The 25,252-nt window shown below is 60.5% G+C and carries 21 protein-coding genes; 18 read left to right on the top strand and 3 right to left on the bottom strand.

All coding sequences use genetic code 11. The features are described from left to right. The first annotated feature begins 2 nt into the window (after nucleotides 1-2). The 6 genes from sdhA to msrA all read left to right on the top strand — a co-directional run bounded on the left by sdhA (nucleotide 3) and on the right by msrA (nucleotide 6,832). On the top strand, nucleotides 3-1,829 hold the full coding sequence (gene sdhA / locus RDA78_RS04075; RefSeq protein ID WP_434054083.1) for a succinate dehydrogenase flavoprotein subunit: 1,827 nt from the start codon (nucleotides 3-5) through the stop codon (nucleotides 1,827-1,829). Nucleotides 1,830-1,841: 12 nt separating this feature from the next. Further along, the gene (locus tag RDA78_RS04070; protein ID WP_434054082.1) at nucleotides 1,842-2,687 is read left to right on the top strand and encodes an FkbM family methyltransferase; all 846 of its coding nucleotides are present in this window, start codon (nucleotides 1,842-1,844) and stop codon (nucleotides 2,685-2,687) included. Between the two features lie 68 nt (nucleotides 2,688-2,755). Next, nucleotides 2,756-3,538: a succinate dehydrogenase iron-sulfur subunit gene (locus RDA78_RS04065; RefSeq protein WP_306142528.1), complete on the top strand. Its 783-nt coding sequence runs from the start codon at nucleotides 2,756-2,758 to the stop codon at nucleotides 3,536-3,538. Between the two features lie 248 nt (nucleotides 3,539-3,786). Further along, on the top strand, nucleotides 3,787-5,229 hold the full coding sequence (gene creD, locus RDA78_RS04060; protein ID WP_434054081.1) for a cell envelope integrity protein CreD: 1,443 nt from the start codon (nucleotides 3,787-3,789) through the stop codon (nucleotides 5,227-5,229). A gap of 466 nt (nucleotides 5,230-5,695) precedes the next feature. Then, on the top strand, nucleotides 5,696-6,073 hold the full coding sequence (locus RDA78_RS04055) for a VOC family protein (RefSeq protein ID WP_434054080.1): 378 nt from the start codon (nucleotides 5,696-5,698) through the stop codon (nucleotides 6,071-6,073). Between the two features lie 114 nt (nucleotides 6,074-6,187). Next, nucleotides 6,188-6,832 (top strand): peptide-methionine (S)-S-oxide reductase MsrA, encoded by a 645-nt coding sequence (gene msrA / locus RDA78_RS04050; RefSeq protein ID WP_434054079.1) that lies wholly within the window; start codon nucleotides 6,188-6,190, stop codon nucleotides 6,830-6,832. Nucleotides 6,833-6,875: 43 nt separating this feature from the next. Here msrA and recQ read toward each other — a convergent pair whose 3' ends face one another. The 3 genes from recQ to RDA78_RS04035 form a co-directional block, all read right to left on the bottom strand. After that, entirely contained in the window at nucleotides 6,876-8,762 is a 1,887-nt protein-coding gene (recQ, locus tag RDA78_RS04045; protein WP_434054078.1) for a DNA helicase RecQ, read from the bottom strand. 97 nt (nucleotides 8,763-8,859) lie between these two features. Then, entirely contained in the window at nucleotides 8,860-9,753 is an 894-nt protein-coding gene (locus RDA78_RS04040; protein WP_434054077.1) for a GNAT family N-acetyltransferase, read from the bottom strand. Between the two features lie 107 nt (nucleotides 9,754-9,860). Continuing rightward, nucleotides 9,861-10,238 carry an MAPEG family protein gene (locus tag RDA78_RS04035; protein WP_434054076.1) on the bottom strand — a complete coding sequence of 126 codons (378 nt, stop codon included), beginning with the start codon at nucleotides 10,236-10,238 and terminating at the stop codon, nucleotides 9,861-9,863. 437 nt (nucleotides 10,239-10,675) lie between these two features. On the opposite strand from RDA78_RS04035, the gene RDA78_RS04030 reads away from it, so the two are divergent. The 12 genes from RDA78_RS04030 (at nucleotide 10,676) to lpdA (ending at nucleotide 25,135) form a co-directional block, all read left to right on the top strand. After that, nucleotides 10,676-11,203: a protease inhibitor Inh/omp19 family protein gene (locus RDA78_RS04030; RefSeq protein WP_434054075.1), complete on the top strand. Its 528-nt coding sequence runs from the start codon at nucleotides 10,676-10,678 to the stop codon at nucleotides 11,201-11,203. A 73-nt stretch (nucleotides 11,204-11,276) separates the two neighbouring features. Continuing rightward, a complete protein-coding gene (locus RDA78_RS04025; RefSeq protein ID WP_434054074.1) occupies nucleotides 11,277-12,062 on the top strand; it encodes a DUF7662 domain-containing protein in 786 nt (261 codons plus the stop codon). A 380-nt stretch (nucleotides 12,063-12,442) separates the two neighbouring features. After that, a complete protein-coding gene (gene zapE / locus RDA78_RS04020; RefSeq protein WP_434054073.1) occupies nucleotides 12,443-13,624 on the top strand; it encodes a cell division protein ZapE in 1,182 nt (393 codons plus the stop codon). Between the two features lie 173 nt (nucleotides 13,625-13,797). Then, entirely contained in the window at nucleotides 13,798-14,760 is a 963-nt protein-coding gene (mdh, locus tag RDA78_RS04015) for a malate dehydrogenase (RefSeq protein ID WP_434054072.1), read from the top strand. Nucleotides 14,761-14,837: 77 nt separating this feature from the next. After that, on the top strand, nucleotides 14,838-16,031 hold the full coding sequence (sucC, locus tag RDA78_RS04010) for an ADP-forming succinate--CoA ligase subunit beta (RefSeq protein WP_434054071.1): 1,194 nt from the start codon (nucleotides 14,838-14,840) through the stop codon (nucleotides 16,029-16,031). After that, on the top strand, nucleotides 16,031-16,555 hold the full coding sequence (locus RDA78_RS04005) for a hypothetical protein (protein ID WP_434054070.1): 525 nt from the start codon (nucleotides 16,031-16,033) through the stop codon (nucleotides 16,553-16,555). Before sucC ends, RDA78_RS04005 begins: the two co-directional genes overlap by 1 nt. Then, entirely contained in the window at nucleotides 16,556-17,461 is a 906-nt protein-coding gene (sucD, locus tag RDA78_RS04000) for a succinate--CoA ligase subunit alpha (protein ID WP_434054069.1), read from the top strand. A gap of 199 nt (nucleotides 17,462-17,660) precedes the next feature. Continuing rightward, on the top strand, nucleotides 17,661-20,648 hold the full coding sequence (locus RDA78_RS03995; RefSeq protein ID WP_434054068.1) for a 2-oxoglutarate dehydrogenase E1 component: 2,988 nt from the start codon (nucleotides 17,661-17,663) through the stop codon (nucleotides 20,646-20,648). Between the two features lie 64 nt (nucleotides 20,649-20,712). Then, nucleotides 20,713-22,227 carry a 2-oxoglutarate dehydrogenase complex dihydrolipoyllysine-residue succinyltransferase gene (gene odhB / locus RDA78_RS03990; RefSeq protein ID WP_434054067.1) on the top strand — a complete coding sequence of 505 codons (1,515 nt, stop codon included), beginning with the start codon at nucleotides 20,713-20,715 and terminating at the stop codon, nucleotides 22,225-22,227. A 40-nt stretch (nucleotides 22,228-22,267) separates the two neighbouring features. Next, entirely contained in the window at nucleotides 22,268-22,882 is a 615-nt protein-coding gene (locus tag RDA78_RS03985; RefSeq protein WP_434054066.1) for a LysE family translocator, read from the top strand. A 48-nt stretch (nucleotides 22,883-22,930) separates the two neighbouring features. Beyond that, on the top strand, nucleotides 22,931-23,689 hold the full coding sequence (locus RDA78_RS03980) for an SDR family oxidoreductase (protein ID WP_434054065.1): 759 nt from the start codon (nucleotides 22,931-22,933) through the stop codon (nucleotides 23,687-23,689). 42 nt (nucleotides 23,690-23,731) lie between these two features. Continuing rightward, entirely contained in the window at nucleotides 23,732-25,135 is a 1,404-nt protein-coding gene (lpdA, locus tag RDA78_RS03975) for a dihydrolipoyl dehydrogenase (RefSeq protein ID WP_434054064.1), read from the top strand. The last annotated feature ends 117 nt before the right edge of the window (nucleotides 25,136-25,252 follow it).

Below are 25,252 nucleotides of genomic sequence, written 5' to 3'. Positions count from 1 at the left end.
GGATGGCCAAATCCTATGAATTCGTCGACCACACCTATGACGTGGTTGTTGTCGGCGCCGGCGGCGCGGGTCTGCGCGCAACGCTCGGCATGGCCGAACAGGGCCTGCGCACGGCCTGCATCTCCAAGGTGTTTCCAACGCGTTCCCACACGGTTGCGGCCCAGGGCGGCATTGCCGCGTCTCTGACCAACATGACGCCGGACTGCTGGGAATGGCACATGTATGACACGGTCAAGGGCTCCGACTGGCTCGGCGACACCGACGCCATGGAATACCTTGCCCGCGAAGCCCCGAAGGCGGTCTATGAGCTTGAGCACTACGGTGTGCCGTTTTCACGCACCGAAGAAGGCAAGATCTATCAGCGCCCCTTCGGCGGGCACATGCAGAATTACGGCGAAGGGCCCCCCGTGCAGCGCACCTGCGCGGCGGCCGACCGGACCGGTCACGCCATCCTGCACACGCTCTACGGCCAGTCCCTGCGCCACAACGCCGAATTCTACATCGAATATTTCGCCCTCGATCTGATCATGTCCGAAGACGGCGTCTGCCAGGGCGTGATCGCATGGAACCTCGATGACGGCACGATGCATCGCTTTGCCGCCAAGATGGTGGTTCTGGCAACCGGCGGATACGGCCGAGCCTATTTCTCCGCGACGTCTGCCCATACCTGCACCGGCGACGGCGGCGGCATGGTTGCCCGCGCGGGACTGCCGCTCCAGGACATGGAATTCGTCCAGTTCCACCCGACCGGCATCTACGGCTCCGGCTGCCTGATCACCGAAGGTGCGCGCGGCGAGGGCGGTTATCTCGTCAACTCCGAAGGCGAGCGTTTCATGGAGCGCTACGCACCTTCGGCGAAGGACCTGGCCTCGCGGGATGTTGTCTCGCGCTGCATGACCATGGAAATCCGCGAAGGCCGCGGTGTCGGCAAGAAGGGCGATCACATCTTCCTTCATCTCGATCACCTCGATCCGGCGCTTCTGGCCGAACGCCTCCCGGGAATTTCGGAAAGCGCGCGGATCTTCGCCGGCGTCGATGTGACCAAGGATCCGATCCCGGTCCTGCCGACGGTTCACTACAACATGGGCGGCATCCCGACCAACTATTGGGGTGAAGTCCTGAACGCGGACGGCAAGAACCCGAACCGCATCCAGGAAGGCCTGATGGCCGTGGGCGAGGCCGGCTGCGCGTCGGTTCACGGAGCCAACCGTCTCGGCTCGAACTCGCTGATCGACCTTGTTGTGTTCGGCCGTGCCGCAGCGATCAAGGCCGGCGAGGTTGTCGACCCGAAAGAAGCAACGCCATCTCCGAGCGAGGCCTCCTGCGACATGATCATGGATCGCTTCGACAAGTTTCGCAACGCCAGCGGCGCGATCCCGACCGCGGACCTGCGTGACAAGATGCAGCACGCCATGCAGGAGGACGCAGCCGTTTTCCGCACGCAGGAAAGCCTGGCAGCCGGCTGCAAGCGCCTGAGCGATATCTGGAGCGACATGAAGGATCTGAAGGTCTCGGACCGCTCGCTGATCTGGAATTCCGATCTGGTGGAAACGCTGGAGCTGGAAAACCTGATGGCGAATGCAATCACCACGGTCTATGGCGCCGAGGCCCGCAAGGAAAGCCGTGGCGCTCATGCGCGCGAAGATTTCAAGGACGGGCCGTTCTCCGGCCGGGACGACGAAAACTGGCGCAAGCACACGCTGGCCTGGGTCAATGAGGCGGGCGATGTGAAGCTCGACTACCGGCCCGTCGTCCTCGATCCGCTGACCACCTTCGAGGAAGGGGGCATCGACCCGAAAAAGATCGCGCCGAAAGCGCGTGTCTACTAGGGAGCGCGCTGCGTGAGCCAGTCGGCGACACTTCTGGACACAAGAAGCCCGTTCGGAACCTATCCGGCCGAACGGCTGGTCCGGGCTGCCTGGCGTCTGGCCGACCGGCATGATCTGTCACGGGGATTGCGAAAGCGCATCCGCGGCTTGGTCGCCCGGGTTTTCAGGGGCCCGTACGACCTTGAGGCGGACGGCCTGAAATTCCGCATCTATCCAGGCGAGAACTATGATGATCGCAAGATCCTCGCCAAGGGACGGCTGCCGGAACGCGCCGAACACGGTCTGCTGGAGCCGCACCTTCAAGAGGGAACCGTCTTCGTCGACGTTGGAGCGAACATTGGATCCTATGCCGTTTTCGCTGCCCGGCATGGCGCGACGGTGGTTGCCATCGAGGCCAATCCGCAAACCGCGCACAAGCTGAGCTTCAATGTCCGCGCCAACGACCTGGAAAACGTGACTGTCGTCAATTCCGCGGTCGGATCCCGGGAAGACACGTTGCCGCTTTGGCATGAGCCCAGCAACTGCGGTTTTGCCACCTTCGTGACCGACTTGACCACGGGCGAATGGGCGGGCGACTGGACCCAGACCTATGTGACCGTTCGTCCGCTGACCGACATTACGGATCAGCAGGGACTTGAGCGGATCGACATTCTCAAGGTGGATGTTGAAGGGTATGAGGACCGCGTTGTCCTGCCGTTCCTTCGCCACGCGGACAAGGCCATGTGGCCCCGCGTGATCCTTCTTGAAACAAATTGCCGGCCATACTGGTCCGAGGATTGCCTGAGCGAACTGGCAAGCCGGGGCTACGAGGTAACAGGCCGGACGAATGACAACATGGTCCTTGAACTCAGCACCTGAGCGAAAGGACGTTTGGCCCTCATGCCCGGACAGGCATGGCGCGGGCCGCAACGCGGAGCAGTAACGAGATGGTTCAGCTGACGCTACCCCGGAACTCCACGGTGACGGAAGGCAAGGTGTGGGACAAGCCGGAAGGCGCCACAAACCTGCGCGAATATCGTATCTACCGCTGGAACCCGGACGACGGCCGCAACCCGCGGGTCGACACCTATTTCATCGATGCCGATGATTGCGGTCCGATGGTGCTCGACGGCCTGATCTACATCAAGAACAAGATCGATCCGACGCTGACTTTCCGCCGGTCCTGCCGCGAAGGCATTTGCGGGTCATGCGCCATGAATATCGACGGCACCAACACTCTCGCCTGCACCAAGGGCATGGAAGAGATTGCCGGCGACGTGGTCAAGATCTACCCGCTGCCGCACATGGCTGTGGTCAAGGATCTCGTGCCCGACCTGACGCGCTTCTATGCCCAGCACCGCTCGATCGAACCCTGGCTGCAGACGGTGTCTCCGGCACCGGAAAAGGAATGGCTGCAGTCCCATGAGGACCGGGTCAAGCTGGACGGGCTCTACGAATGCATCCTGTGCGCCTGCTGCTCCACCTCCTGCCCGAGCTACTGGTGGAACGGTGACCGCTATCTCGGCCCTGCGATCCTGCTGCAGGCCTACCGCTGGCTGATCGACAGCCGCGACGAGGCGACCGGCGAGCGTCTGGACAACCTGGAAGATCCTTTTCGCCTCTATCGCTGCCACACGATCATGAACTGCTCCCAGGCCTGCCCGAAAGGCCTGAACCCGGCAAAGGCGATTGCCGAGATCAAGAAGATGATGGTCGAACGGCGGGTCTGATCCTTCCGGTATCTGGCCAGGTTTCGAAAAGCCGCCCTCCGGGCGGCTTTTTTGTTTGGCTTCGGCACTGACCCTGCCTCGGGGTCGGTTCCAGGATCGGCTGCATCCCATCGGCCTGCACCGAATTTGCACAAATTCCCTGAATTCCCTGCCCGGTTTCACCATGACGTCTCCCAGCCGAGAGGCAAGACTGCCCTTTGCAATGGGGGCGCAGTCCCGTTTGCGCCCATTTGGCAGAGGGATTTTGTATGACCGACACGACAGACACCCACACCCCCTACGGTCCGGCAGCGCCGCAGCAACCTGCAACGACAAGGTTCATGACGTTCCTCGGTTCTCCGGCGGTGAAATTCGTTCTGATAGGGCTGCTCTCCTTCCTCCTGCTCGTTCCCAGCATCTTTGTCTGGGTGCTTGTGGAAGAACGTGCGCATAGGGCAAAGGATGTCGCGCGCGAGATCGCCCGCTCCTGGGGCGGAACACAGGAGATCAACGGCCCCTACCTTGTGATCCCCTTCACCGAAACCTACACCACGGGCTCTGGCGAAGACTTTGAGACCATGACCGTCCGCAGAACGGCGGTGCTGTTTCCCGAAAGGCTGACGGTGGGTGGTTATGTCGCGGTCGAGGAACGGAAAAAATCGATCTTTACGCTTCCCGCTTACAATGCGCGTCTCGACCTCGGCGGTACCTTTGCCGCGCCTCCCGAGGACATGTTCGAACCCAGGCACGGCGGTACGATCGATGTTGCGGCGGACAAGGCTGTCGTTGTCGTCGGGATCCGCGATGTCCGGGCGCTCAAGAGCGAGGTGGCGCTCGCTTTGGCAGGCACAGGAGCCGTGCCTTTCGAACCGGGTCTCGGGCCTCTCGCCGCGAAGCTGGACCACAATCCGCGCCGTTCATCCGGCCCATCCGGGATCAACGCGGGCGTGTCTCCAACGGTCTGGCGAAACGGCTTTACCTTCGACGTCAAACTGCAGCTCAATGGCTCGACGGCGATCTATGTCGCACCGGCCGGACAGACCACCAAGGTCTCCGTTCAGTCAGACTGGCCCCATCCCGGTTTCACCGGTGCATTTCTTCCCGAAACGCGGACCATCAACAGGTCCGGTTTCGATGCCGCCTGGACCATTCCCTACCTTGCCCGCGGCATCCCGAAGGTCATGGAGACAAACCACCTGCCGCTTCAGGACAAGCTGCTTGGCGTAAAGTTCGTCGAGCCGGTGAACTTCTACCAGACGATCTCCAGATCCCTTAAATATGCGATCGGCTTCATCAGCCTGACCTTTCTGGCGGTGTTCGTCCTTGAGATGCGCTCCGGCTGGCGGTTCCACTGGATTCAATACGCGCTGGTTGGCCTTGCCCTGATCATCTTCTACGTAATGCTTCTGGCATTTGCAGAACATGTCGGATATGCGCTGGCCTACCTGATTGCCGCTGGCGCTGCGACTCTGCTGAACGCGATCTATATCGGAACATCGCTCAAAAGCAGGCTCGCCGGCCTGGTTATGCTGGCGGTGCTCGGCAGTATCTTCGGTGTGCTGTTCGCCCTCATGCAGGAACAGGACTACGCGCTCCTGATCGGCTCGGTCATTGCCTTTGTCGCCCTGGCCATCACGATGTTCGTGACCCAGAGGATCGACTGGACGGGGCAGGGAAGGCCTGATCCGGAACCCGCCGGCGCAGCGGTCTGACATGCGGCTTAAGCCGACCCGCCGACCCCGGACGCAGGAACACGCGACCCGGGGTCTGTTTTTCTGTTCTAGCACCTCCTCATCCTGAGGTGCGGAGCGGAGCGAAGCCTCGAAGGATGGGCCGCAGGCCCGGATCTTGTTGCCATCCTTCGAGACGGACCGTTCGGTCCTCCTCAGGATGAGGATCTCTTTCTCGACATACGCCGATGCGACAGGATGCGAAGACTTTGCGAACACCTATCGTTCGCCCGGACGACCGGCGGTTGAGTTTCAGGTTCGTAAAGCCCGATTTCCGGGGAAGGGTGTTGCAAAACGATCTGAAGTCAACATTCGGCTGCTCACCCGCATGTGGCTTGAATGCGTTGACACGTGCCTGTCTTCGGACCCCGAAACCCATCCAACTCTTGCTCTTGAGCTTCATTTGTTCTATCTTTGTTCTTATCTGAGTAAAGAGTTGGAGGCGTACATGCACAAGAGCCGGTTGGGAGATCTGGTCATAGATTGCGAGGGCGGTGACATCGACGAGCACGCCGCGTTCTGGTCGAAGGCGCTCGGGCGCACGCTGGAAGCGGAGCCCAAGAACCCGCGCTACCGCAGGCTTTTCGGCAAGGACGGCGATATCGGTATTCTGCTGCAGGCGGTCGAGCATCCGTCCCGCGTTCACCTGGACATTGAAACGGACAACCCGGAAGCGGAAGTCGCCCGGCTTGAGAAACTCGGTGCGAAGATCGTCAAGCGTTTCAAGAGCTGGGTGGTGATGGAAGCGGTGAGCGGCCACAGGTTCTGCGTGGTCAATCCGCAGTCACCGGGTTTCGAAGAGAACGCAACGCTCTGGGAAAGCTGATCTGAAATGTCCGGTCACGGTCTTCTCACGGCGTTGTGCAGGCGTGCGAACGGAGTTGAGTTGCCTCGGCAAGAGAATGCGTTACCTCTATCTGCAATCGATGGAGGATCCAACATGAAGCGTTTGTTGCGCCAGACTTTCCTTGCTGTACTTGTCGGCGTCACGCCGGTAGCCACCGCACAGGCCGAAACGGCCATCTTCGCCGGCGGCTGTTTCTGGTGCGTGGAATCGGACCTGGAGAAATTGCCCGGCGTCCGGGACGTGAAGTCCGGTTATGCGGGAGGCAAAAGCCAGAATCCCACCTACAAGAATTACGAGCGCGGCGGTCACCGCGAAGTGGTTCAGGTGGACTTCGACGAAAGCCAGATCAGCTATCAGGATCTTGTCCGCATTTTCCTGCGCACGGTCGATGTGACGGATCCGGGCGGCCAGTTCTGCGACCGCGGCTATGGCTATTCAACGGCGATCCATCCGCTGAACGACAGGCAGGCCAAGGCCGCGAAGGCGGAGATCGCCAAGGCCGACAAGGTCCTTGGCGGCCGCGTGGTCACTCCGGTTGAAGGCGCAGCTGTCTTCTGGCCCGCGGAGGATTACCACCAGGCCTACTACAAGAGCAATGCACGCACGCTGACCCGGTTCGGCTATGTGACCCGGGCCGAAGCCTACAAGGGCTACCGCAAGGCCTGTGGCCGTGACGCCAGGGTGAAATCGGTATGGGGTGCGGAAGCCTACAAGGGACTGCCCAAGGCCGGTTCCTGAGGACTGCAATAACGGGCAATCCGATTCAAAACCCGGGTTGCCCTCAAACGCCCGCCTCAAAAGCCTCGACAAGTTCCAGAAACGCCTCGCCGTATTTTTCCAGCTTGGACTGGCCGACCCCGGAAACGCTCAGGAGCGCGTCGGACGTGACGGGCCGGGCGGATGCGATCCCGGCCAGCGTCGCATCGGGAAAGACGACGTAGGGCGGAACATTCTGGTCTCTGGCGATTTGCGTCCTGAGGCGCCGCAGGCGCTGAAACAGTAGCTTGTCTTCCTCATCCAGTTCGTCGGCAACCGAGGCCGTTCGTGAAGAGCGCGTTTGTTTGAGACCGGCGGCGTTCCTGTCTTTTCGCAGCAAAATCGTCTCGTCGCCGCGAAGAACCGGCCGCGCTGCCTCGGTCAGCACCAGAGCACCGAACTGTGCATGGTCCACGTCCACGAAACCGGCGGCGACCAGCTGCCGTGCAATCGATTGCCAGGTCTTCTGGGGCGTATCCTGTCCGATGCCGAAGACCGACAGTTTGTTGTGTGAAAACCGGGTTACCTTCTCGTTTGTCTTGCCGAGAAGCACATCGATCAGGTGGCCGGTTCCGAAACGCTGGCCGGTGCGATAGATCGCGGACATCAGTTTGCGGGCAGGTTCGGTTCCGTCCCAGGTTTCCACGGGCGAAAGGCAGGTGTCGCAATTGCCGCAAGGTTGCGGGTAGGTTTCACCGAAATGCGCCAGCAGCGCCTGCCGTCTGCATCCCGAGGTCTCGCAGATGCCGAGCAGAGCGTTGAGCTTGGTGTTTTCCGCCCGCTTGATGTCGTCCGGCGCATCGCCTTCCGCAATCATCCGCCGCCGTTGCACGAGATCAGCCATGCCGTAGGCCATGAATGCTTCCGCCGGAGCGCCGTCGCGGCCGGCCCGTCCCGTTTCCTGGTAGTAGGCCTCGACCGAAGACGGGAGGTCGAGATGCGCAACATACCGCACGTCCGGCTTGTCGATGCCCATGCCGAAGGCAACGGTCGCAACGAGGCAGAGACCTTCCTCCAGAAGAAAGGCATCCTGGTTCGCCGCGCGCCGGTCTGAAGGCAATCCGGCGTGATACGGCAGGGCCCTGATGCCCTTTGCTGTCAGCCAGTCTGCGATTTCCTCCACCTTTGCACGCGACAGGCAGTAGACGATCCCGCTTTCGCCCTTGTGCTTGCTCAGGAAATCCAGGAGCTGCTGCCGCTGATTCGAGCGTTCGACGATCTCGTAGCGGATATTGGGTCTGTCGAAACTGGTCGCAAAGACATGCGCGTTTTCCAGCTTCAGGCGGGCAAGAATGTCCTTTTGCGTATGCGGATCGGCCGTCGCCGTCAGCGCCACCCGCGGCACGCCGGGATAGCGCTCGGCAAGACAGGAAAGCGACATGTATTCCGGGCGGAAATCATGGCCCCACTGGCTGACGCAGTGTGCCTCGTCAATGGCGAAGAGCGAAATCTCGAGCGTATCCAGAAACCGCCGGAAGCTTTCGTTTCCAAGGCGTTCGGGCGTCACGTAGAGAAGGTCGATGTCACCGCTGCGCAGGGCGTCGCGAAGGCGGTCCTGTTCCTCCGGAAGGAGGGTCGAGTTCAGCGCGGCCGCCCGGACGCCGGCCGCCGTCAGCGCGCCGACCTGGTCTTTCATAAGGGCAATCAGGGGAGAGACCACGATGCCGACACCGCGCCGGCACAGGGCCGGTATTTGGAAGCACAGCGATTTGCCGGCTCCCGTGGGAAACAGCACGACGGCATCCCGCCCATCGATCAGGGTATCGATCACCTCCCGTTGCCGGCCGCGAAAATCGTCGTAGCCGAAAACGGTCTGCAGAACCGCTTGCGGCTTCGGCTCCGGACACACCGAAGGCGGATCGTTAAGGTGAAGTGGTGCGTCATCCGCGAGGAGAGCGGGAGAGACTGGCATGAGGCGGCTGATTCCCTAAAGTCTCCCGCACCATGTCTTATTCGCCATTGAAGGGCAAACCGGCCTGTGGATGAGTCCACATCAATCGCGACTGGCGTCAGAATTCCGCGTCGGGATCCGTCGCAAGGGTTTCCGCGCAGTGTATGCGCATCTGCTCGGTAAGCTCGGTGAGATCACCCTGCAGCTTCTCCGGACGGATGGGTTTGCCGAAATGCACGTTGAAGGCGGCATCTTTCTTGTTGAGCAATTCGTTGAAGACGGTCATGTCGCGCAGTTCGGTCGATACGCGCGCCAGGAAGTAGAACAGACCCGAGTTTCTTCCGCCCATGTGCATCGGAATGATCGGCGCCTTGTTCTTGCGCGCCAAGGCGAGTGCGGACGTCATCCACGGCCGCTCGGTCAATTTGCCGTCGTGCCAGTAGGCAAGCCGGCCCGAGGGAAACAACACGACAACCCGCTCCGTCGCGAAGGCGGAAGAAGCGATCTTGATCGTCTCTTTGGACTTGGCCCGGCTCTTGAAGTCCGCGCGCCACTCGACCGGTATGATCATTTCCGCCAGGCGCGGGTTGATCCGGATCGCGTCCCTGTTGGCAAAGATCGCGAGATCCGTGCGCCGTGACTTGATGGCATCGTAGAGCACAATGCCATCGGCGATCCCGGTCGGATGGTTGGAGACAAGCACAACCGGGCCGCTTGTCGGGACCCGCTCAAGCCCGAGCGTTGTCACGTGGAGCGTCAGCAGTTTGCTCAGATGAGCGAAAACATCGACCGCTTCCATCTGGGCGATTGTATCCGCCATTTTAACCGCTGAGCGGTACCTGAGAATCTTGTAGGCAAAAGGTTTTATGAACGGCCACCAAGGGCTCGCCATGACGAGTTTGCCGCGTTCGGCAATGAGGGCGTCGACGATGTGAGGATCCGCTAACTGACGTTGCAGCGTCTCTTGACGGCGCGCCGGCAAGGTGTCTGTCGTCTGATCTGTCGTGCGCACAATGCACCTCTGCCCGTCGGTAACCTGTACTATTCCACTTGCATCGTTAGCGAAATCGGCCGCGTGGTGCAAATGCTCCCTGCAATTATTTTCGACCAGCGACTAGGTCAGCTCCACAGTGAACTCGTGAAAAGTGCCACAATTGTGATGAAAGACGCTGCCCAGGCCAGAGACCTTGGATTGGACCGGTCGGTCCAGTAGCAAAACACGTAAATCAGGCGCAGCAGGATGAAAAGTACCGCCAGCTGGTCGATCCAGTAGGGAGAAGCACCCTGGCTCATAGCGACGAAAACCGAAACGGCAAAGAACGGGAAGGCTTCGAAACCATTGGCCTGTGCGGCCTGTGCCCGCGCCCGGAACCCCTCGCGCCAGTAGTCCGGATTTCGCGGGTTCGAATTGTCGAAGTCCCGGTTGAGCTTGGCCGGAAAGGCCGACAGGATGGGCAGGATTGCAGCAGCGAGTATGCACCAGATTGCAATTGGCATGGAGTGCTCCTTGTTGTTCCGATTCCCGTTCACATAGGGCATCAGGTCGCAAAGGCGCAAAAAGAACGAGGAGGGAAGGTTGCGGGAAGCGCCGGATCGGGCTCATTGCGCAGCCGCGCAAAGCGGGTGCGCGCGCTGGTCCTGCCGCTCCCGTCGGGATACGTCACGTTGCCGCCATTATGAAAAACTAAATCCAGCACCTGAATGCGGCTTTTACGACAAGGCGGGAGATAAATGCATTGAGAGGGTCTCAATCAGCAACGCTGTGTCGGTCGTTGAATACGCAAGAACAGGCTCGGATGGGCCTGATCACTGGCTCCTGAACGCGTCGTTCTGCACTGAAATTGCGGACAACTGCGCTGTGTTTTGGATTTTCAGTAAATAGTAAGTTAAGAGATGCCACGATGGTGAGGCGGAGATTAAGGGACTGATTCGTCATGAAACGCTCGGGAAAGCTGGTTTTGGTTTTGGGAATGGTGGTTCTAGCCGCTGGGTGCCAGAGGCTCTCTGGGGGGCCGAATTATGCAGCGCCATTGCCCGCGACACCGACGACGCCGGTCGGGTCTGCGTCACTCGCTGATCTTGATGCGAATGCCGCGCCGCCAGTGGGCACCACCACCGACGGAACCGGTGCTCCGGCCGATCTTTCAAGCAACCCGGTTGCAGCGCCGAGCAATGCGCAGCAGGTCGGACGCACGGATCTACTGGGCGGCTGGAAACTCGCCTCTTCGGGCGACAACTGCCAGGCATTCATGACCCTGACAACCTGGTCCGGCGGCTACCGGGCAAATACCAGAGGTTGTGCCACCCCGGCACTGTCCGGAATCTCGGCCTGGGACCTGAACGGCAATCAGGTCGTTTTGAAGGATGGCTCCGGCGTCATCGTCGCACAGCTTTATTCCAGCGAACCCGGGAAGTTCAACGGTCAGACGTCGACTGGTTCACCCATTTCGCTGTTCCGTTAAACAGCCTCAGTAATTCTGCTAGACACTGCGCGTAATAAGTGTATATTGGCATTGCTACCGGAAAGGCTGTGCAATGTCGAAATACGAACCTTTACGCGAACACCTTGCTCGTCTTGAAGATGTCGTCTGGGCGGCGAAGCTCGACGAACTCGAGGATATTCTGGGAACCAACCTTCCCAGGAGTGCCCGCGAGCACCGCACCTGGTGGGCCAATTCGGGCGGCAGCCTCGTCCATCAGAACTCCTGGCTCGACGCTGGCTGGCGGGTCGAGCGGACAGACCTGATGCGTGACGTTATCGTCTTCAGGCGCCTTCGGATCGGCGGTACGATCGCGGTCGGCAAATCACAGTCTGCCGAACGTGCCGCGAAGAGTCCCAAACGCGCGGCAGAAAAACGCCTTGCCAAGGAAATGCCGGCGCTACGCCAGCCGGCGACAGTGACGCTACGCTCCGAGTGGACGACGCTCGGTGATGTGCATCACACGCCATGTTCCAGCAATTCGATCCCGCAGCAGGGCGGTGTGCTGCGTTTCGCGGCGATGGAAGGTGACACGATCGTCACCGCCATCGTGGCAACGCTCGGCGTTCAGCAGGTCTACCGTGGTTTGCGGGTCCGGATGAAAGGGCTCGATGCGGAAGACGAATCCCGCGTCGGCTCGGAGTTGATTGAAAAGGCGGGCCTTGACGCTGCCGAGCCCGTTGAGTGCGACGTGGTCAAGTCCGGCAATGCCTGGCTCCTGACCGACGGACGTGGCCGCAAGGCCGATCTCGACGACCGCTCCGAATGCTACCTCGTCGCGCAGCTTCTTTATCTTCAGGAACTGCAAAGCGGCCGCAAGTCAACGCTGCTCCTGCGTTAGAGCCCTGATTGTTCAAAGGGGTTCTGGTCTCCTCCCGCACAGTGTTCCCCCCTCCCTGTGCGTTGCGCCCGCATCCGGCTCTGTCGGCTGCGGGCGATTTTGTTTCCGCATCCCGACCTGGCGACGGGCGGGAGTATGCCCCTTTTGCAGTGACAACGAGTCGATTGCACTCTCCAAACCGGACAGCAGCAAGACTGTGCAAACAGCGGCATCGTCGCGCCTCGACGGCATTCGAATTCCACGTCGCACGCTTTCAATCGTTTGAAAGTTGTTGACGTGAAGAAGTGTAACAGATTCAAACCATAACTTGACTTGCATCCACGGCGCATTGACCTTATTCCGCCGAGCCAACAGTCACGTCCAGGGCCCCATGAATTCTCATGGAGGGAGCAGCACCTTTGAAGATGGAACTGCCGGTCAACCGCGCACTGAGCGCCCGCTACGATGCGCTGATCGCATCGGGCGAGATCACCGAGGATCCCGTCCAACGGGAGGCCGTCAGGCATCTCGATCTGCTCAACGCCCGTCTCGCCGAGACCCGGCTTGCGTCCAAGAAAAGCTCACTTGGCTGGCTCTTTGCCAAGAAGAAGAACCAGCTCTGGGCCTCCGTGAAGGGGCTCTACATGTGGGGCGGTGTCGGGCGCGGCAAGACGATGCTGATGGACCTTTTCTACGAAGTAACGGTCATCCAGCGCAAACGCCGCGTGCATTTTCATGAATTCATGAATGATGTGCACGAGCGCATCCATGAGCACCGTCAGGCGCACAAGCGCGGCGAGGTGAAGGGCGATGATCCGATCCCGCCGGTCGCAAAACAGATCGCGGTGGAAACGCGCCTGCTGCTCTTTGACGAGTTTTCGGTGACGGACATTGCCGACGCGATGATCCTCGGGCGGCTGTTCACGCAGCTGTTCGAAAGAGGCGTCATCGTGGTCGCCACCTCGAACGTCAATCCGTCCAATCTCTACAAGGACGGCCTTAACCGGCAGCTCTTCATTCCGTTTATCACAATGCTGAAGTCACAGGTTGAAGTCCTGCATCTGGATTCGCCGACGGATTACAGACTTGAAAAGCTCGCCGGCGCGCCGGTCTACGTCACCCCGCTCGGCGAGGACGCGGATACGGAGATGGATCGTATATGGACCAAGCTGACTCACGGCATGAAGGCGCATTCGGCGGAACTGGAAAACAAGGGCCGGACGATAGAGATCCCGAAAGTCGCCTCCGGTGTCGCCCGGTTCACCTTTGATGATCTGTGCATGCAGCCGCTGGGCGCGAGCGACTACCTGAGGATCGCCAACGCCTTCAGCACCGTCTTTGTCGACCATGTCCCGGTCCTCAGCAAGGCACGCCGCAACGAGGCCAAGCGCTTCATCAATCTGATCGACACGCTTTACGACAACGGCATCAAGCTGGTGGTGTCGGCCGAGGCCGAGCCGCCGGATCTTTACGTCTCCGAAGGGGGCACCGAGGCATTCGAATTCGACCGGACAAGTTCCCGTCTGATAGAAATGCGCTCGGAAGCTTATCTCGCGGGTGACAGACGGGAAATGCACGTTTAAGTCTGCATTCCGTATAGGTGAATTATGCAGACGGGAAGAAATGCAAAAATTTGCCGCCTTGAGTGCAATATTCTTTTAGCGAACTTGCGCGGGGACGGCAAAGGGGGTAGTGCCATCAGCAGTCATCAGCGGATGGCACATAGTTCCATCTTACGTAAAGGGAAACTTTCGATATGGCGCGGAACAAAATTGCCTTGATCGGCTCTGGTCAGATCGGTGGCACGCTCGCTCATCTGGCAGGTTTGAAGGAACTGGGAGATATCGTTCTCTTCGACATCGCGGAAGGTGTTCCGCAAGGCAAGGCGCTGGACCTCGCTGAATCTTCTCCGGTCGACGGGTTCGATGCCAAGCTGGCCGGTGCCAACAGCTACGAGGCGATTGCAGGGTCGGACGTGGTCATCGTGACCGCCGGTGTCCCACGCAAGCCCGGCATGAGCCGCGACGATCTCCTGGAAATCAACCTGAAGGTCATGGAACAGGTCGGCGCTGGCATTGCCAAACATGCACCCGATGCCTTTGTCATCTGCATCACTAACCCGCTCGACGCGATGGTCTGGGCGCTCCAGAAGTTTTCCGGCCTGCCGAAGAACAAGGTTGTCGGCATGGCCGGCGTCCTCGACAGCTCCCGCTTCCGCTACTTCCTTGCCGACGAATTCAATGTCTCGGTTGAAGACGTCACCGCATTCGTCCTCGGCGGCCATGGCGACACGATGGTGCCGCTGACCCGCTATTCCACGATCGCCGGCATTCCGCTTCCCGACCTCGTCAAGATGGGCTGGTGCACGGCTGAGCGCCTGGAAGAGATCGTGCAGCGCACCCGTGATGGTGGCGCGGAGATCGTCGGCCTCCTGAAAACCGGTTCTGCTTTCTATGCCCCTGCATCCTCCGCGATTGCGATGGCAGAAAGCTACCTGAAGGACAAGAAGCGCGTGCTGCCATGCGCGGCTGCTCTCGATGGCCAGTACGGTCTCAAGGACACCTATGTCGGCGTCCCGGTCGTCATCGGCGCTGATGGTGTCGAGCGCATCATCGAGATCGACCTTCAGGGTGAGGAAAAGGCCAACTTCGAAAAGTCCGTCGGCGCAGTCGACGGTCTGGTGGAAGCCTGCAAGAAAATCCAGCCGGCGCTTGCCTAAGCGTCGACTGTCTCGGGTAAGCAGCGGCCGTTCCTTCCGCGATTGAGGGAACGGTCCTCCGACAACGGGGGAAACACATGAACATTCATGAATACCAGGCCAAGCAGGTACTGAAGGGGTTCGGCGCTCCGGTTGCGGACGGCGTGGCCATCTTCTCCGCCGACGAGGCGGAAGCGGCGGCCAAACAGCTTCCCGGCCCGCTTTGGGTCGTCAAGACGCAGATTCACGCGGGCGGCCGCGGCAAGGGCAAGTTCAAGGAACTTCCCGAGGACGCCAAGGGCGGTGTCCGTCTCGCCTTCTCTCTGGACGAAGTCACGGCGCACGCAAAGGAAATGCTCGGCAACACGCTGGTCACCAAGCAGACCGGCGCCGCGGGTAAGGTCGTCAACCGCCTCTATATCGAGGACGGTGCCGACATCGAGCGCGAACTCTATCTTTCCATTCTGGTTGACCGGACCGTCGGACGTCCTGCCTTCGTCGTTTCCACCGAAGGCGGCATGGACATCGAGGCCGTTGCCGAGGAAACCCCGGAAAAGATCATCACACTGCCGATCGATCCGGACACGGGCGTCACCGAAGCCGATGCCGCCAAGCTCTGCGACGCGTTGGCGCTGGACGGCGCGGCACGCGAGGACGGCATGACGCTGTTCCCGATCCTGCACAAGGCGTTTGTCGAAAAAGACATGAGCCTTCTGGAAGTGAACCCGCTGATCGTCATGAAGGACGGCCGCCTGCGTGTCCTTGACGCCAAGGTTTCCTTCGACGGCAACGCCATGTTCCGTCACCCGGACATCATGGAACTGCGTGACATCACCGAAGAGGACGAGAAGGAGATCGAGGCCTCCAAGCACGATCTTGCCTACGTCGCGCTCGACGGTGACATCGGCTGCATGGTCAACGGTGCCGGCCTTGCCATGGCGACCATGGACATCATCAAGCTCTACGGTGCTGAGCCGGCGAACTTCCTCGATGTCGGCGGTGGCGCCTCCAAGGAAAAGGTGACTGCGGCGTTCAAGATCATCACCTCCGATCCGAACGTGAAGGGCATCCTGGTCAACATCTTCGGCGGCATCATGCGCTGCGACGTGATCGCGGAAGGCGTCGTGGCCGCCGTAAAGGAAGTCGGCCTGCAGGTTCCGCTGGTTGTCCGCCTTGAAGGCACCAACGTGGAACTCGGCAAGAAGATCATCAACGAAAGCGGTCTCAACGTGATCGCCGCCGATGATCTCGACGACGCAGCCCAGAAAATCGTGAAAGCGGTCAAAGGCTGATGCAGGTTGTGCGGGCGATATCCTTATTGTTGATGACGTTATTGATGTCGCCCCAAGCGTTGGCTGAGCCGGTTTTCACGGCGGAAACCGTGGTTGAAACGTTTTTTTCCCTGCACCATCGTGCTGGTAATCTTCCTGCACTCGAGAGCCATTTTTCGACGGATGCCTATCGGGTTGTTGCTGAGGAGCGCAGCGGAAAACGTGCTTATCTGGAGTATTCGGACCCTGATGAGTTTTTGTTTGTGATTGTCGAACAAACAAAAATTTCGGACTTGGCGAGCAACGAGGAATATTCGGTTTCACTTTACGAGGTGGATCAATCCTTCGCGGATGAACTGATCGATCTTGTCGGTGCAAAACTCAATAGGACTGATGTTCGCGAGATCGACTATTCAGAAGGGTGGAACTCTGCAGGCTGGGTATTTGAGGAAGGCAACCCGACCATTTCGATCGCAGTTGCCTACAATCCGGAATACCAGGTCGCTCAAATCTGGGGTCACACACTCCTCATGGGAGACGAGTAAATGTCCATCCTTGTCAATAAAGACACGAAAATCATCGTTCAGGGCCTGACCGGCAAGACCGGCACGTTCCATACGGAACAGGCGCTTGAATATTACGGCACCAAGATGGTGGCCGGCGTCCACCCGAAAAAGGGCGGCGAGACCTGGGGAAGCGTCGAAAGCGCAGCTCAACTGCCGATCTTTGCCACTGCGGGCGAGGCGAAGGAAGCAACCGGCGCGGATGCATCCGTGATCTACGTCCCGCCGGCAGGCGCGGGGGCTGCCATCATCGAGGCGATCGATGCGGAAATACCGTTCATCGTCTGCATCACCGAGGGCATTCCGGTTGCCGACATGGTCAAGGTCAAGGCGAAGCTGGACAAGTCCAGTTCCCGCCTGCTCGGTCCCAACTGCCCCGGCATCCTGACCCCCGAAGAGTGCAAGATCGGCATCATGCCGGGCTCCATCTTCAAGAAGGGCTCCGTCGGTGTCGTTTCGCGCTCCGGCACGCTCACCTACGAAGCCGTCTTCCAAACCACCAATGCTGGCCTCGGCCAGACGACGGCGGTCGGTATCGGCGGCGACCCGGTCAAGGGAACCGAGTTCATCGACGTCCTGGAAATGTTCCTCGCTGATGACGAAACTGAATCCATCATCATGATCGGCGAGATCGGCGGCTCGGCGGAAGAGGAAGCCGCGCAGTTCCTGATCGACGAGGCCAAGAAGGGTCGCAAGAAGCCGACCGCCGGGTTCATCGCGGGCCGGACAGCGCCTCCGGGGCGCACGATGGGTCACGCGGGCGCCGTGATTTCCGGCGGCAAGGGCGGCGCGGAAGACAAGATCGCGGCAATGGAAGCAGCCGGTATCAAAGTTTCGCCGTCACCGGCCAAGCTCGGCGAGACGCTTCTCGAAGTCTTGAAGGGCTAAAAACGCAAGAAATTGTGCTGACAGCAACGGAAACTGTTTACCTTTCCGTCTGCATGATGAAAGGATGGGTTGCGGCGCCAAGTGTGCCGCGATCAATTTTCGAGGGGCCGGTGTTTCATCGGTCTTTGTAGGGAACCGGCCGCGGGTCTTTTTCGGCCCGCCATAACAAAAAGGGCGGAGCAGCCCTCCGCTAAAGGACATGGCACGGCAGGAAGCGAACAACGTATTCGCACTGACGTCGTTGCTTTACGGCGCCAACGCAGCCTATATCGAAGACCTCTACGCCCAGTACAAGACAGATCCGAATTCGGTCGACGCCGAATGGCAGGACTTCTTCGCGGCCTTCCAGGACGAAAAGGAAGCCGTGCTGAAGGAAGCGCGCGGAGCTCCCTGGAAGCGCAAGGACTGGCCGATCGAAGCCAATGGCGACCTCGTCAACGCATTTGACGGCAACTGGGGTCCGATCGAGCAGAAGCTTGGCGAGAAGATCAAGAAGAAGGCCGAAGCCACGGGCGCGCCGGTGTCCGATGCAGAGGTCCATCAGTCGACGCGTGACTCCGTCCGCGCCCTGATGATGATCCGCGCCTACCGGATGCGCGGCCACCTGCACGCGGACCTGGATCCGCTCGGTCTTGCCGGCAAGGGCGATCACGAGGAACTGCACCCCTCGTCCTACGGTTTCACCGAAGCCGACTGGGACCGCAAGATCTTCATCGACCACGTTCTGGGTCTGGAATACGCCACCATCCGCGAGATGATGGACATTCTGAAGCGCACCTATTGCTCGACGCTCGGTGTCGAGTTCATGCATATATCCGATCCGGCTGCCAAAGCCTGGATCCAGGAGCGCATCGAAGGGCCGGACAAGCAGGTCGCGTTCACGTCGGAAGGCAAGAAGGCGATCCTCAACAAGCTTGTCGAAGCGGAAGGCTTCGAAAAGTTTCTCGACGTGAAATACACCGGTACCAAGCGGTTCGGTCTTGATGGCGGCGAAGCGCTGATCCCGGCGCTGGAGCAGATCATCAAGCGCGGCGGGCAGATGGGTCTCAAGGACATTGTCCTGGGCATGGCCCACCGCGGCCGCCTGAACGTGCTCTCCCAGGTGATGAACAAACCTCACCGCGCGATCTTCCACGAATTCAAGGGCGGGTCCTACGCGCCGGATGAAGTCGAAGGCTCGGGTGACGTCAAGTATCACCTCGGCGCGTCCTCCGACCGGACCTTCGACGGCAACAACGTTCACCTGTCGCTGACCGCCAACCCGTCGCACCTGGAAATCGTCAATCCGGTCGTGCTCGGCAAGGCGCGGGCGAAGCAGGACCAGCTTGCCGCCGACAAGAACGGCAAATTCATCGAAACCACGGAAGTGGAACGCAACACCGTTCTTCCGCTTCTGCTGCACGGCGATGCCGCCTTTGCGGGTCAGGGCGTCGTAGCCGAGTGTTTCGGCCTGTCCGCGCTGCGCGGCCACCGCACCGGCGGCTCGGTGCACGTCATCATCAACAACCAGATCGGCTTCACGACGAACCCGCGCTTCTCGCGGTCCTCGCCGTATCCGTCCGACATGGCGAAGGTGATCGAAGCTCCGATCCTCCACGTCAACGCTGACGATCCGGAAGCGGCCGTGTTTGCCGCCAAGATCGCGATCGAGTTCCGCCAGACGTTCCAGCGGCCGGTGGTGATCGACCTGATCTGCTATCGCCGATTCGGTCACAACGAGGGCGACGAGCCGGCCTTCACGCAGCCGATCATGTACCGCAAGATCCGCAAGCACGCGACGACGCTGCAGCGCTATTCGGAACGCCTCATCAAGGAAGGCGTGCTCAGCCAGGAAGATGTCGACCGGATGAAGGCCGACTGGCGCAGGCACCTTGATGGCGAGTTCGACGCCGGCCAGGCTTTCAAGCCGAACAAGGCCGATTGGCTTGACGGCAAGTGGGCCGGCATGCGCCGCGCCGACGACGAAGAAGACCCGCGCCGCGGTGAAACCGGCATTCCGATGGGTGAATTGAAGGAAATCGGCCGGGCGCTGACGCACGTGCCGGAAGGCTTCAATATTCACCGCACCATTGCGCGCTTCATGAACCACCGCGAGCGCATGATCGAGACTGGTGAGGGGATCGACTGGGCAACGGCCGAAGCCCTCGCATTCGGATCGCTCCTGGCGGAAGGCCACCCCGTGCGCTTGTCCGGTCAGGACTGTGAGCGCGGCACGTTCTCGCAGCGCCACTCGGTGCTTTACGACCAGGAGAATGAAGGCCGCTATATTCCGCTCAATCACGTGTCGCCCGACCAGCAGCGCTACGAGGTCATCAACTCGATGCTCTCCGAAGAAGCCGTTCTCGGGTTCGAATACGGCTACTCGCTGGCGGAACCCCGCGCACTCACCTTGTGGGAAGCCCAGTTCGGCGACTTCGCCAACGGTGCGCAGGTCCTGTTCGACCAGTTCATTTCGTCGGGCGAACGCAAGTGGCTGCGCATGTCCGGCCTCGTTTGCCTTCTGCCGCACGGTTACGAGGGTCAGGGACCGGAACACTCCTCCGCGCGGCTTGAACGTTTTCTTCAGCTCTGCGCCGAGGACAACATGCAGGTCGCGAACTGTTCGACGCCGTCGAACTACTTCCACATCCTGCGCCGCCAGTTGCGCCGAGATATCCGCAAGCCGCTGGTCCTGATGACGCCGAAGTCGCTTCTGCGCCACAAGAAAGCGGTCTCCCGGATCGACGAGCTCGGCCCCGACACGACGTTCCACCGGGTGCTTTGGGACGACTGGGGTGCGAACCTCAGTTCAGAAGGCAAGCTGGTCTCCGACGACAAGATCCGCAGGGTCGTGATGTGCTCGGGCAAGGTCTATTTCGACCTGTTCGAGGAACGCGAGAAACGCGGCGTCGACGATGTCTACTTGATGCGTGTCGAGCAGCTCTATCCCTTCCCGAAGAAGGCGCTGATGCTTGAGCTGGCCCGCTTCCCGCATGCGGAAATGGTCTGGTGCCAGGAAGAGCCGAAGAACATGGGCAGCTGGTTCTTCGTCGAGCCGTATATCGAATGGGTTCTGGAGCAGATCGACGCCAAGCACCGGCGACCGCGCTATGCCGGACGTTCGGCAATGGCTTCCACCGCGACCGGTCTCATGTCGGTCCATCTTGCGCAAATGCAGGCATTCCTCGAAGAGGCGCTTGGAAACTGATCTTGAGAGGGCGGCATCGCCCTCTTTCAACAAATTGGCCGGGTAATTTTAAGAGAAGGCGACCATGGCAACCGAAATTCGCGTGCCCACTCTGGGTGAATCCGTTTCCGAAGCAACTATCGCACAATGGTTCAAGAAGCCGGGTGACGCCGTCAACCAGGACGAACCGCTCGTCGAGCTCGAAACCGACAAGGTGACCGTTGAAGTGCCCGCCCCGGCCGCAGGCACGCTGGAAAGCATCGTCGTCAAGGAAGGCGACACTGTCGAGGTTGGCGCACTGCTTGGCCAGATTGCCGAAGGCGCTGGTGCCGCTGCAGCTCCTGCTGCCGCTGCGCCCGCTCCGGCGGCCGAAGAAGCCGCGCCGTCTGCCGGTGCGGCTCTGGTCGATGTGGTCACGCCGAGCGCCGGCGAATCCGTGACCGAAGCCGAAGTCGGCGAGTGGAGCGTCAAGGTCGGCGATGTCGTCAAGGCAGATGACACGCTTGTCGAGCTGGAAACGGACAAGGCGGCACAGGAGGTTCCGGCCCCGGTCGGCGGAACGATCGTCAAGATAACTGCAGAAACCGGCGCGACCGTTGAACCCGGTGTGCTGCTCTGCCAGATTGATCCATCGGGCTCTGCCGCTGCCGCGTCTCCTGCAGCGGCTGCCCCGGCTCCCGCTCCGGCCGCCGTGTCCGGCACATCGATGCCGCCGGCACCGTCCGCACAGAAGATGATGGCGGAAAACAATCTCTCCGCAGACCAGGTCGCGGGCTCCGGCAAGCGCGGCCAGGTGTTGAAGGAAGACGTGATTGGGGCGGTTGCCTCCGGAGCGGCCGCGGCATCGTCCGCCCCGGCAGCGGCACCCGTTGCCCGTGGCCCCGTCGCGGCACAGGACGAAGCGCGCGAAGAGCGCGTTCGCATGACCAAACTGCGCCAGACGATCGCGCGCCGCCTGAAGGACGCGCAGAACACGGCGGCCATGCTGACCACCTATAACGAGGTGGACATGGGCCCGGTCATGGAGCTGCGCAAGCAGTACAAGGACCTGTTTGAGAAGAAACACGGCGTCAAGCTCGGCTTCATGGGCTTTTTCACCAAGGCGGTGACCCATGCGCTGAAGGAGATCCCGGCGGTCAATGCCGAGATTGACGGCACCGACATCATCTACAAGAACTTCTGCCACATCGGTGTTGCCGTTGGTACGGACAAGGGTCTCGTGGTGCCGGTCGTGCGGGATGCCGACCAGATGTCGATTGCCGATGTCGAGAAGGAAATCGGCAACCTCGGCCGCAAGGCGCGCGACGGCAAGCTCGGCATGGCCGACATGACCGGCGGCACCTTCACCATTTCCAACGGCGGTGTCTACGGCTCGCTGATGTCGTCCCCGATCCTGAATGCACCGCAGTCGGGCATTCTCGGCATGCACAAGATCCAGGAACGGCCCATGGCTGTGAACGGTCAGGTGGTGATCCGCCCGATGATGTATCTTGCGCTCTCCTACGACCACCGGATTGTCGACGGCAAGGAAGCCGTGACATTCCTCGTCCGGGTCAAGGAAAGCCTGGAAGATCCGCAGCGTCTGGTCTTGGACCTCTGATCCGGTTCCCGATCGTTCCGAGGGCTATGGAGGCAACCTCATGAGCCTGGAATTTCTGATTACCGCGCTGATTGTCGTTCTGGTTCCCGGAACCGGCGTGGTCTACACGGTGGCGGTCGGTCTTGGCAAAGGGCGGCGTGCTGCCCTCGCGGCCACGATCGGCTGCACGCTCGGGATCGTTCCGGCGATCCTGGCATCCGTTGTCGGTCTGGCGGCGCTCATGCACACAAGTGCGATTGTGTTTCAGGCCGTGAAATATGCCGGTGTCGCCTATCTGCTTTATCTGGCGTGGCAGACCCTGAAAGACAGCGGTCCGGTTGAGCTCAAAGCCGACAAGGGCGCGCGCAAGAGTTTAGTCGCGACGGCGCGTACCGGCTTCCTGATCAATATTCTCAATCCCAAGCTGACGGTGTTCTTCCTGGCCTTCCTGCCGCAGTTCGTCAGCGCGTCTTCTGCACATCCGACGCTTGAAATGCTAGGGCTCGGCGGTGTCTTCATGGCGATGACATTCGGCGTCTTTCTCGTCTACGGACTGTTTGCCTCCCTCGTCGGTGAGAAGGTCCTCAGAAGTGACCGGGTCATGGTCTGGATGAGACGGTCCATCGCGGCGGCCTTTGCAGGCTTCGGGCTGCGGCTGGCCGTGGCGGAGCAATAAAAACAAATCTGGCGGACCGGGTTCGCTCAAACGGGTTCTGGAGTTTAAATGTCTGACAGTGTTGTCATCGTAACGGGTGGAAGCCGTGGCATTGGCGCGAGCGTCAGCCGAAAATTGGGGCGTCTCGGGCACACGATCGTCGTCAACTACGCGGCGAACAGCGCCGCTGCCGACAAGGTCGTTGCCGAGATTGCAGCCGAAGGCGGCAAGGCCGTTGCCGTTCAGGGCGACGTTGGCAGCGAAAGCGATATCCTCAAACTGTTTGAAGAGGCGGACAAGCTCGGCCGCCTTGCCGGGCTGGTCAACAACGCCGGTGTGGTCGACATGTCCCAGCGTGTCGACGAAATGAGTGTCGAGCGCCTCAACAGGATCTTCAATATCAATGTTGTAGGCTCGTTCCTGTGCGCGCGCGAAGCCGTCAAGCGCATGTCGACCAAACATGGCGGCGCAGGTGGTGGCATCGTCAATCTGGCGTCGGCCGGGTCCAAGCTCGGATCGCCGGCACAGTATGTCGACTATGCCGCGTCCAAGGGGGCGATCGACACGATGACCGTGGGGCTTGCGCTCGAAGTGGCTGACGAAGGCATCCGCGTCAATGCCGTCCGCCCGGGCATCATCGATACGGAACTGCATGCCTCCGGCGGACTTCCCGACCGGGTGGCGCAACTTGAATCCAAGCTGCCGATGAAGCGTGCAGGCACCGCGGACGAAGTCGCGGACGCAATCGTCTGGCTCATGTCCGACCAGTCCAGCTACACGACCGGTGCCATCCTGGATGTGTCCGGCGGCCGGGCGATCCTACCTTAATCCGTCAATGGACTTGAAACTGAAAAGGCAAAGGCGACCAAAATGTCCCAATATGATCTTGTCGTCATCGGAACCGGCCCGGGGGGGTACGTTTGCGCGATCAAGGCGGCGCAGCTCGGTCTGAAAACCGCGGTTGTCGAAAAACGGGCGACGCTTGGCGGGACCTGCCTGAACATCGGCTGCATTCCGTCCAAGGCACTCCTTTATGCGTCGGAAATGTTCGAGGAGGCCGGTCACGGATTTGAGAAGCTCGGCATCAAGGTCTCCAAACCGAAGGTCGACCTGCCGGAGATGATGAAGCACAAGACCGACGTGGTGGATGCCAACGTCAACGGCGTCGCTTTCCTGATGAAGAAGAACAAGATCGATGTGCACACCGGCACCGGCAAGGTTCTTGGCACGGGCAAGGTGGAAGTCACCGCGGATGATGGAAGCGTATCCGTCGTCGAGACGAAGAACATCGTCATCGCCACCGGGTCCGACGTCATGCCGCTGCCCGGCGTCGAGATTGACGAAAAACAGATCGTCTCCTCGACTGGCGCGCTCGAACTCGACAAGATCCCGGGCAAGATGATCGTTGTCGGCGGTGGGGTCATCGGTCTTGAACTCGGGTCGGTCTGGAATCGTCTCGGATCCGAGGTGACCGTTGTTGAATTCATGGACAAGATCCTTGGGCCCATGGACGGCGATGTCTCCAAGAATTTCCAGCGCATGCTGAAGAAGCAGGGCATGACCTTCAAGCTGTCCTCGAAAGTCACCGGCGTTGCCAAGAAGGGCAAGGGGCTGGCCGTCACGGTTGAGCCCGCCAAGGGCGGAGATGCGCAGGAAATCGAGGCGGATATTGTTCTTGTCGCCATTGGCCGCCGTCCCTACACGGATGGGCTTGGCCTGGAAGCTGCCGGTGTGGCGCTGGACCCGCGCGGACGGGTTCAGACCGATGCGCATTACAAGACCAATGTCGACGGCATCTACGCCATCGGCGATGTTGTCGCCGGGCCCATGCTGGCGCACAAGGCCGAGGATGAGGGCGTTGCGATTGCCGAGATCCTGGCAGGTCAGGCCGGCCACGTGAACTACGACGTCATCCCGGGCGTGGTCTATACCCAGCCCGAAGTCGCTTCCGTCGGCAAGACGGAAGAGGAACTGAAAGCGGACGGGATCGAGTACAAGTCCGGCAAGTTCAATTTCTCCGCCAATGGCCGTGCGCGCGCCATGAACCACACCGACGGCTTTGTGAAGGTTCTGGCCGATGCGAAGACCGACCGGGTGCTCGGCGTGCACATCATCGGCTTCGGGGCCGGCGAAATGATCCACGAAGCGGCGGTGCTGATGGAATTCGGCGGGTCTTCGGAAGATCTCGGCCGCACGTGTCACGCGCATCCGACCATGTCGGAAGCCGTGAAGGAAGCCGCGATGGGGGCGTTCGCCAAACCGATTCATTCGTGACCCGGTGTCCGTTGAAATCTGAGAGCGCTGCAGGAACTCTTGCCTGCAGTGCTCGTTGCGTGTTAGCGGCCTCGTGTGATCCTGGCCGCACCGGGTCCGGACAGTTTGCTTTCGACC

It is taken from the genome of Roseibium sp. (assembly GCF_051016195.1).
Lineage (GTDB): Bacteria > Pseudomonadota > Alphaproteobacteria > Rhizobiales > Stappiaceae > Roseibium.
This window is presented reverse-complemented; position numbering and strand designations above follow the sequence as displayed.

What these genes read in the sequence shown, in the direction of transcription:
- sdhA (WP_434054083.1), top strand. Translation starts at nt 3, where the DNA reads ATGGCCAAATCCTATGAATTCGTCGACCACACCTATGACGTGGTTGTT.
- RDA78_RS04065 (WP_306142528.1), top strand. Translation starts at nt 2,756, where the DNA reads ATGGTTCAGCTGACGCTACCCCGGAACTCCACGGTGACGGAAGGCAAG.
- creD (WP_434054081.1), top strand. Translation starts at nt 3,787, where the DNA reads ATGACCGACACGACAGACACCCACACCCCCTACGGTCCGGCAGCGCCG.
- RDA78_RS04055 (WP_434054080.1), top strand. Translation starts at nt 5,696, where the DNA reads ATGCACAAGAGCCGGTTGGGAGATCTGGTCATAGATTGCGAGGGCGGT.
- msrA (WP_434054079.1), top strand. Translation starts at nt 6,188, where the DNA reads ATGAAGCGTTTGTTGCGCCAGACTTTCCTTGCTGTACTTGTCGGCGTC.
- recQ (WP_434054078.1), bottom strand. Translation starts at nt 8,762, where the DNA reads ATGCCAGTCTCTCCCGCTCTCCTCGCGGATGACGCACCACTTCACCTT.
- RDA78_RS04035 (WP_434054076.1), bottom strand. Translation starts at nt 10,238, where the DNA reads ATGCCAATTGCAATCTGGTGCATACTCGCTGCTGCAATCCTGCCCATC.
- RDA78_RS04030 (WP_434054075.1), top strand. Translation starts at nt 10,676, where the DNA reads ATGAAACGCTCGGGAAAGCTGGTTTTGGTTTTGGGAATGGTGGTTCTA.
- RDA78_RS04025 (WP_434054074.1), top strand. Translation starts at nt 11,277, where the DNA reads ATGTCGAAATACGAACCTTTACGCGAACACCTTGCTCGTCTTGAAGAT.
- zapE (WP_434054073.1), top strand. Translation starts at nt 12,443, where the DNA reads ATGGAGGGAGCAGCACCTTTGAAGATGGAACTGCCGGTCAACCGCGCA.
- mdh (WP_434054072.1), top strand. Translation starts at nt 13,798, where the DNA reads ATGGCGCGGAACAAAATTGCCTTGATCGGCTCTGGTCAGATCGGTGGC.
- sucC (WP_434054071.1), top strand. Translation starts at nt 14,838, where the DNA reads ATGAACATTCATGAATACCAGGCCAAGCAGGTACTGAAGGGGTTCGGC.
- RDA78_RS04005 (WP_434054070.1), top strand. Translation starts at nt 16,031, where the DNA reads ATGCAGGTTGTGCGGGCGATATCCTTATTGTTGATGACGTTATTGATG.
- sucD (WP_434054069.1), top strand. Translation starts at nt 16,556, where the DNA reads ATGTCCATCCTTGTCAATAAAGACACGAAAATCATCGTTCAGGGCCTG.
- RDA78_RS03995 (WP_434054068.1), top strand. Translation starts at nt 17,661, where the DNA reads ATGGCACGGCAGGAAGCGAACAACGTATTCGCACTGACGTCGTTGCTT.
- odhB (WP_434054067.1), top strand. Translation starts at nt 20,713, where the DNA reads ATGGCAACCGAAATTCGCGTGCCCACTCTGGGTGAATCCGTTTCCGAA.
- RDA78_RS03985 (WP_434054066.1), top strand. Translation starts at nt 22,268, where the DNA reads ATGAGCCTGGAATTTCTGATTACCGCGCTGATTGTCGTTCTGGTTCCC.
- RDA78_RS03980 (WP_434054065.1), top strand. Translation starts at nt 22,931, where the DNA reads ATGTCTGACAGTGTTGTCATCGTAACGGGTGGAAGCCGTGGCATTGGC.
- lpdA (WP_434054064.1), top strand. Translation starts at nt 23,732, where the DNA reads ATGTCCCAATATGATCTTGTCGTCATCGGAACCGGCCCGGGGGGGTAC.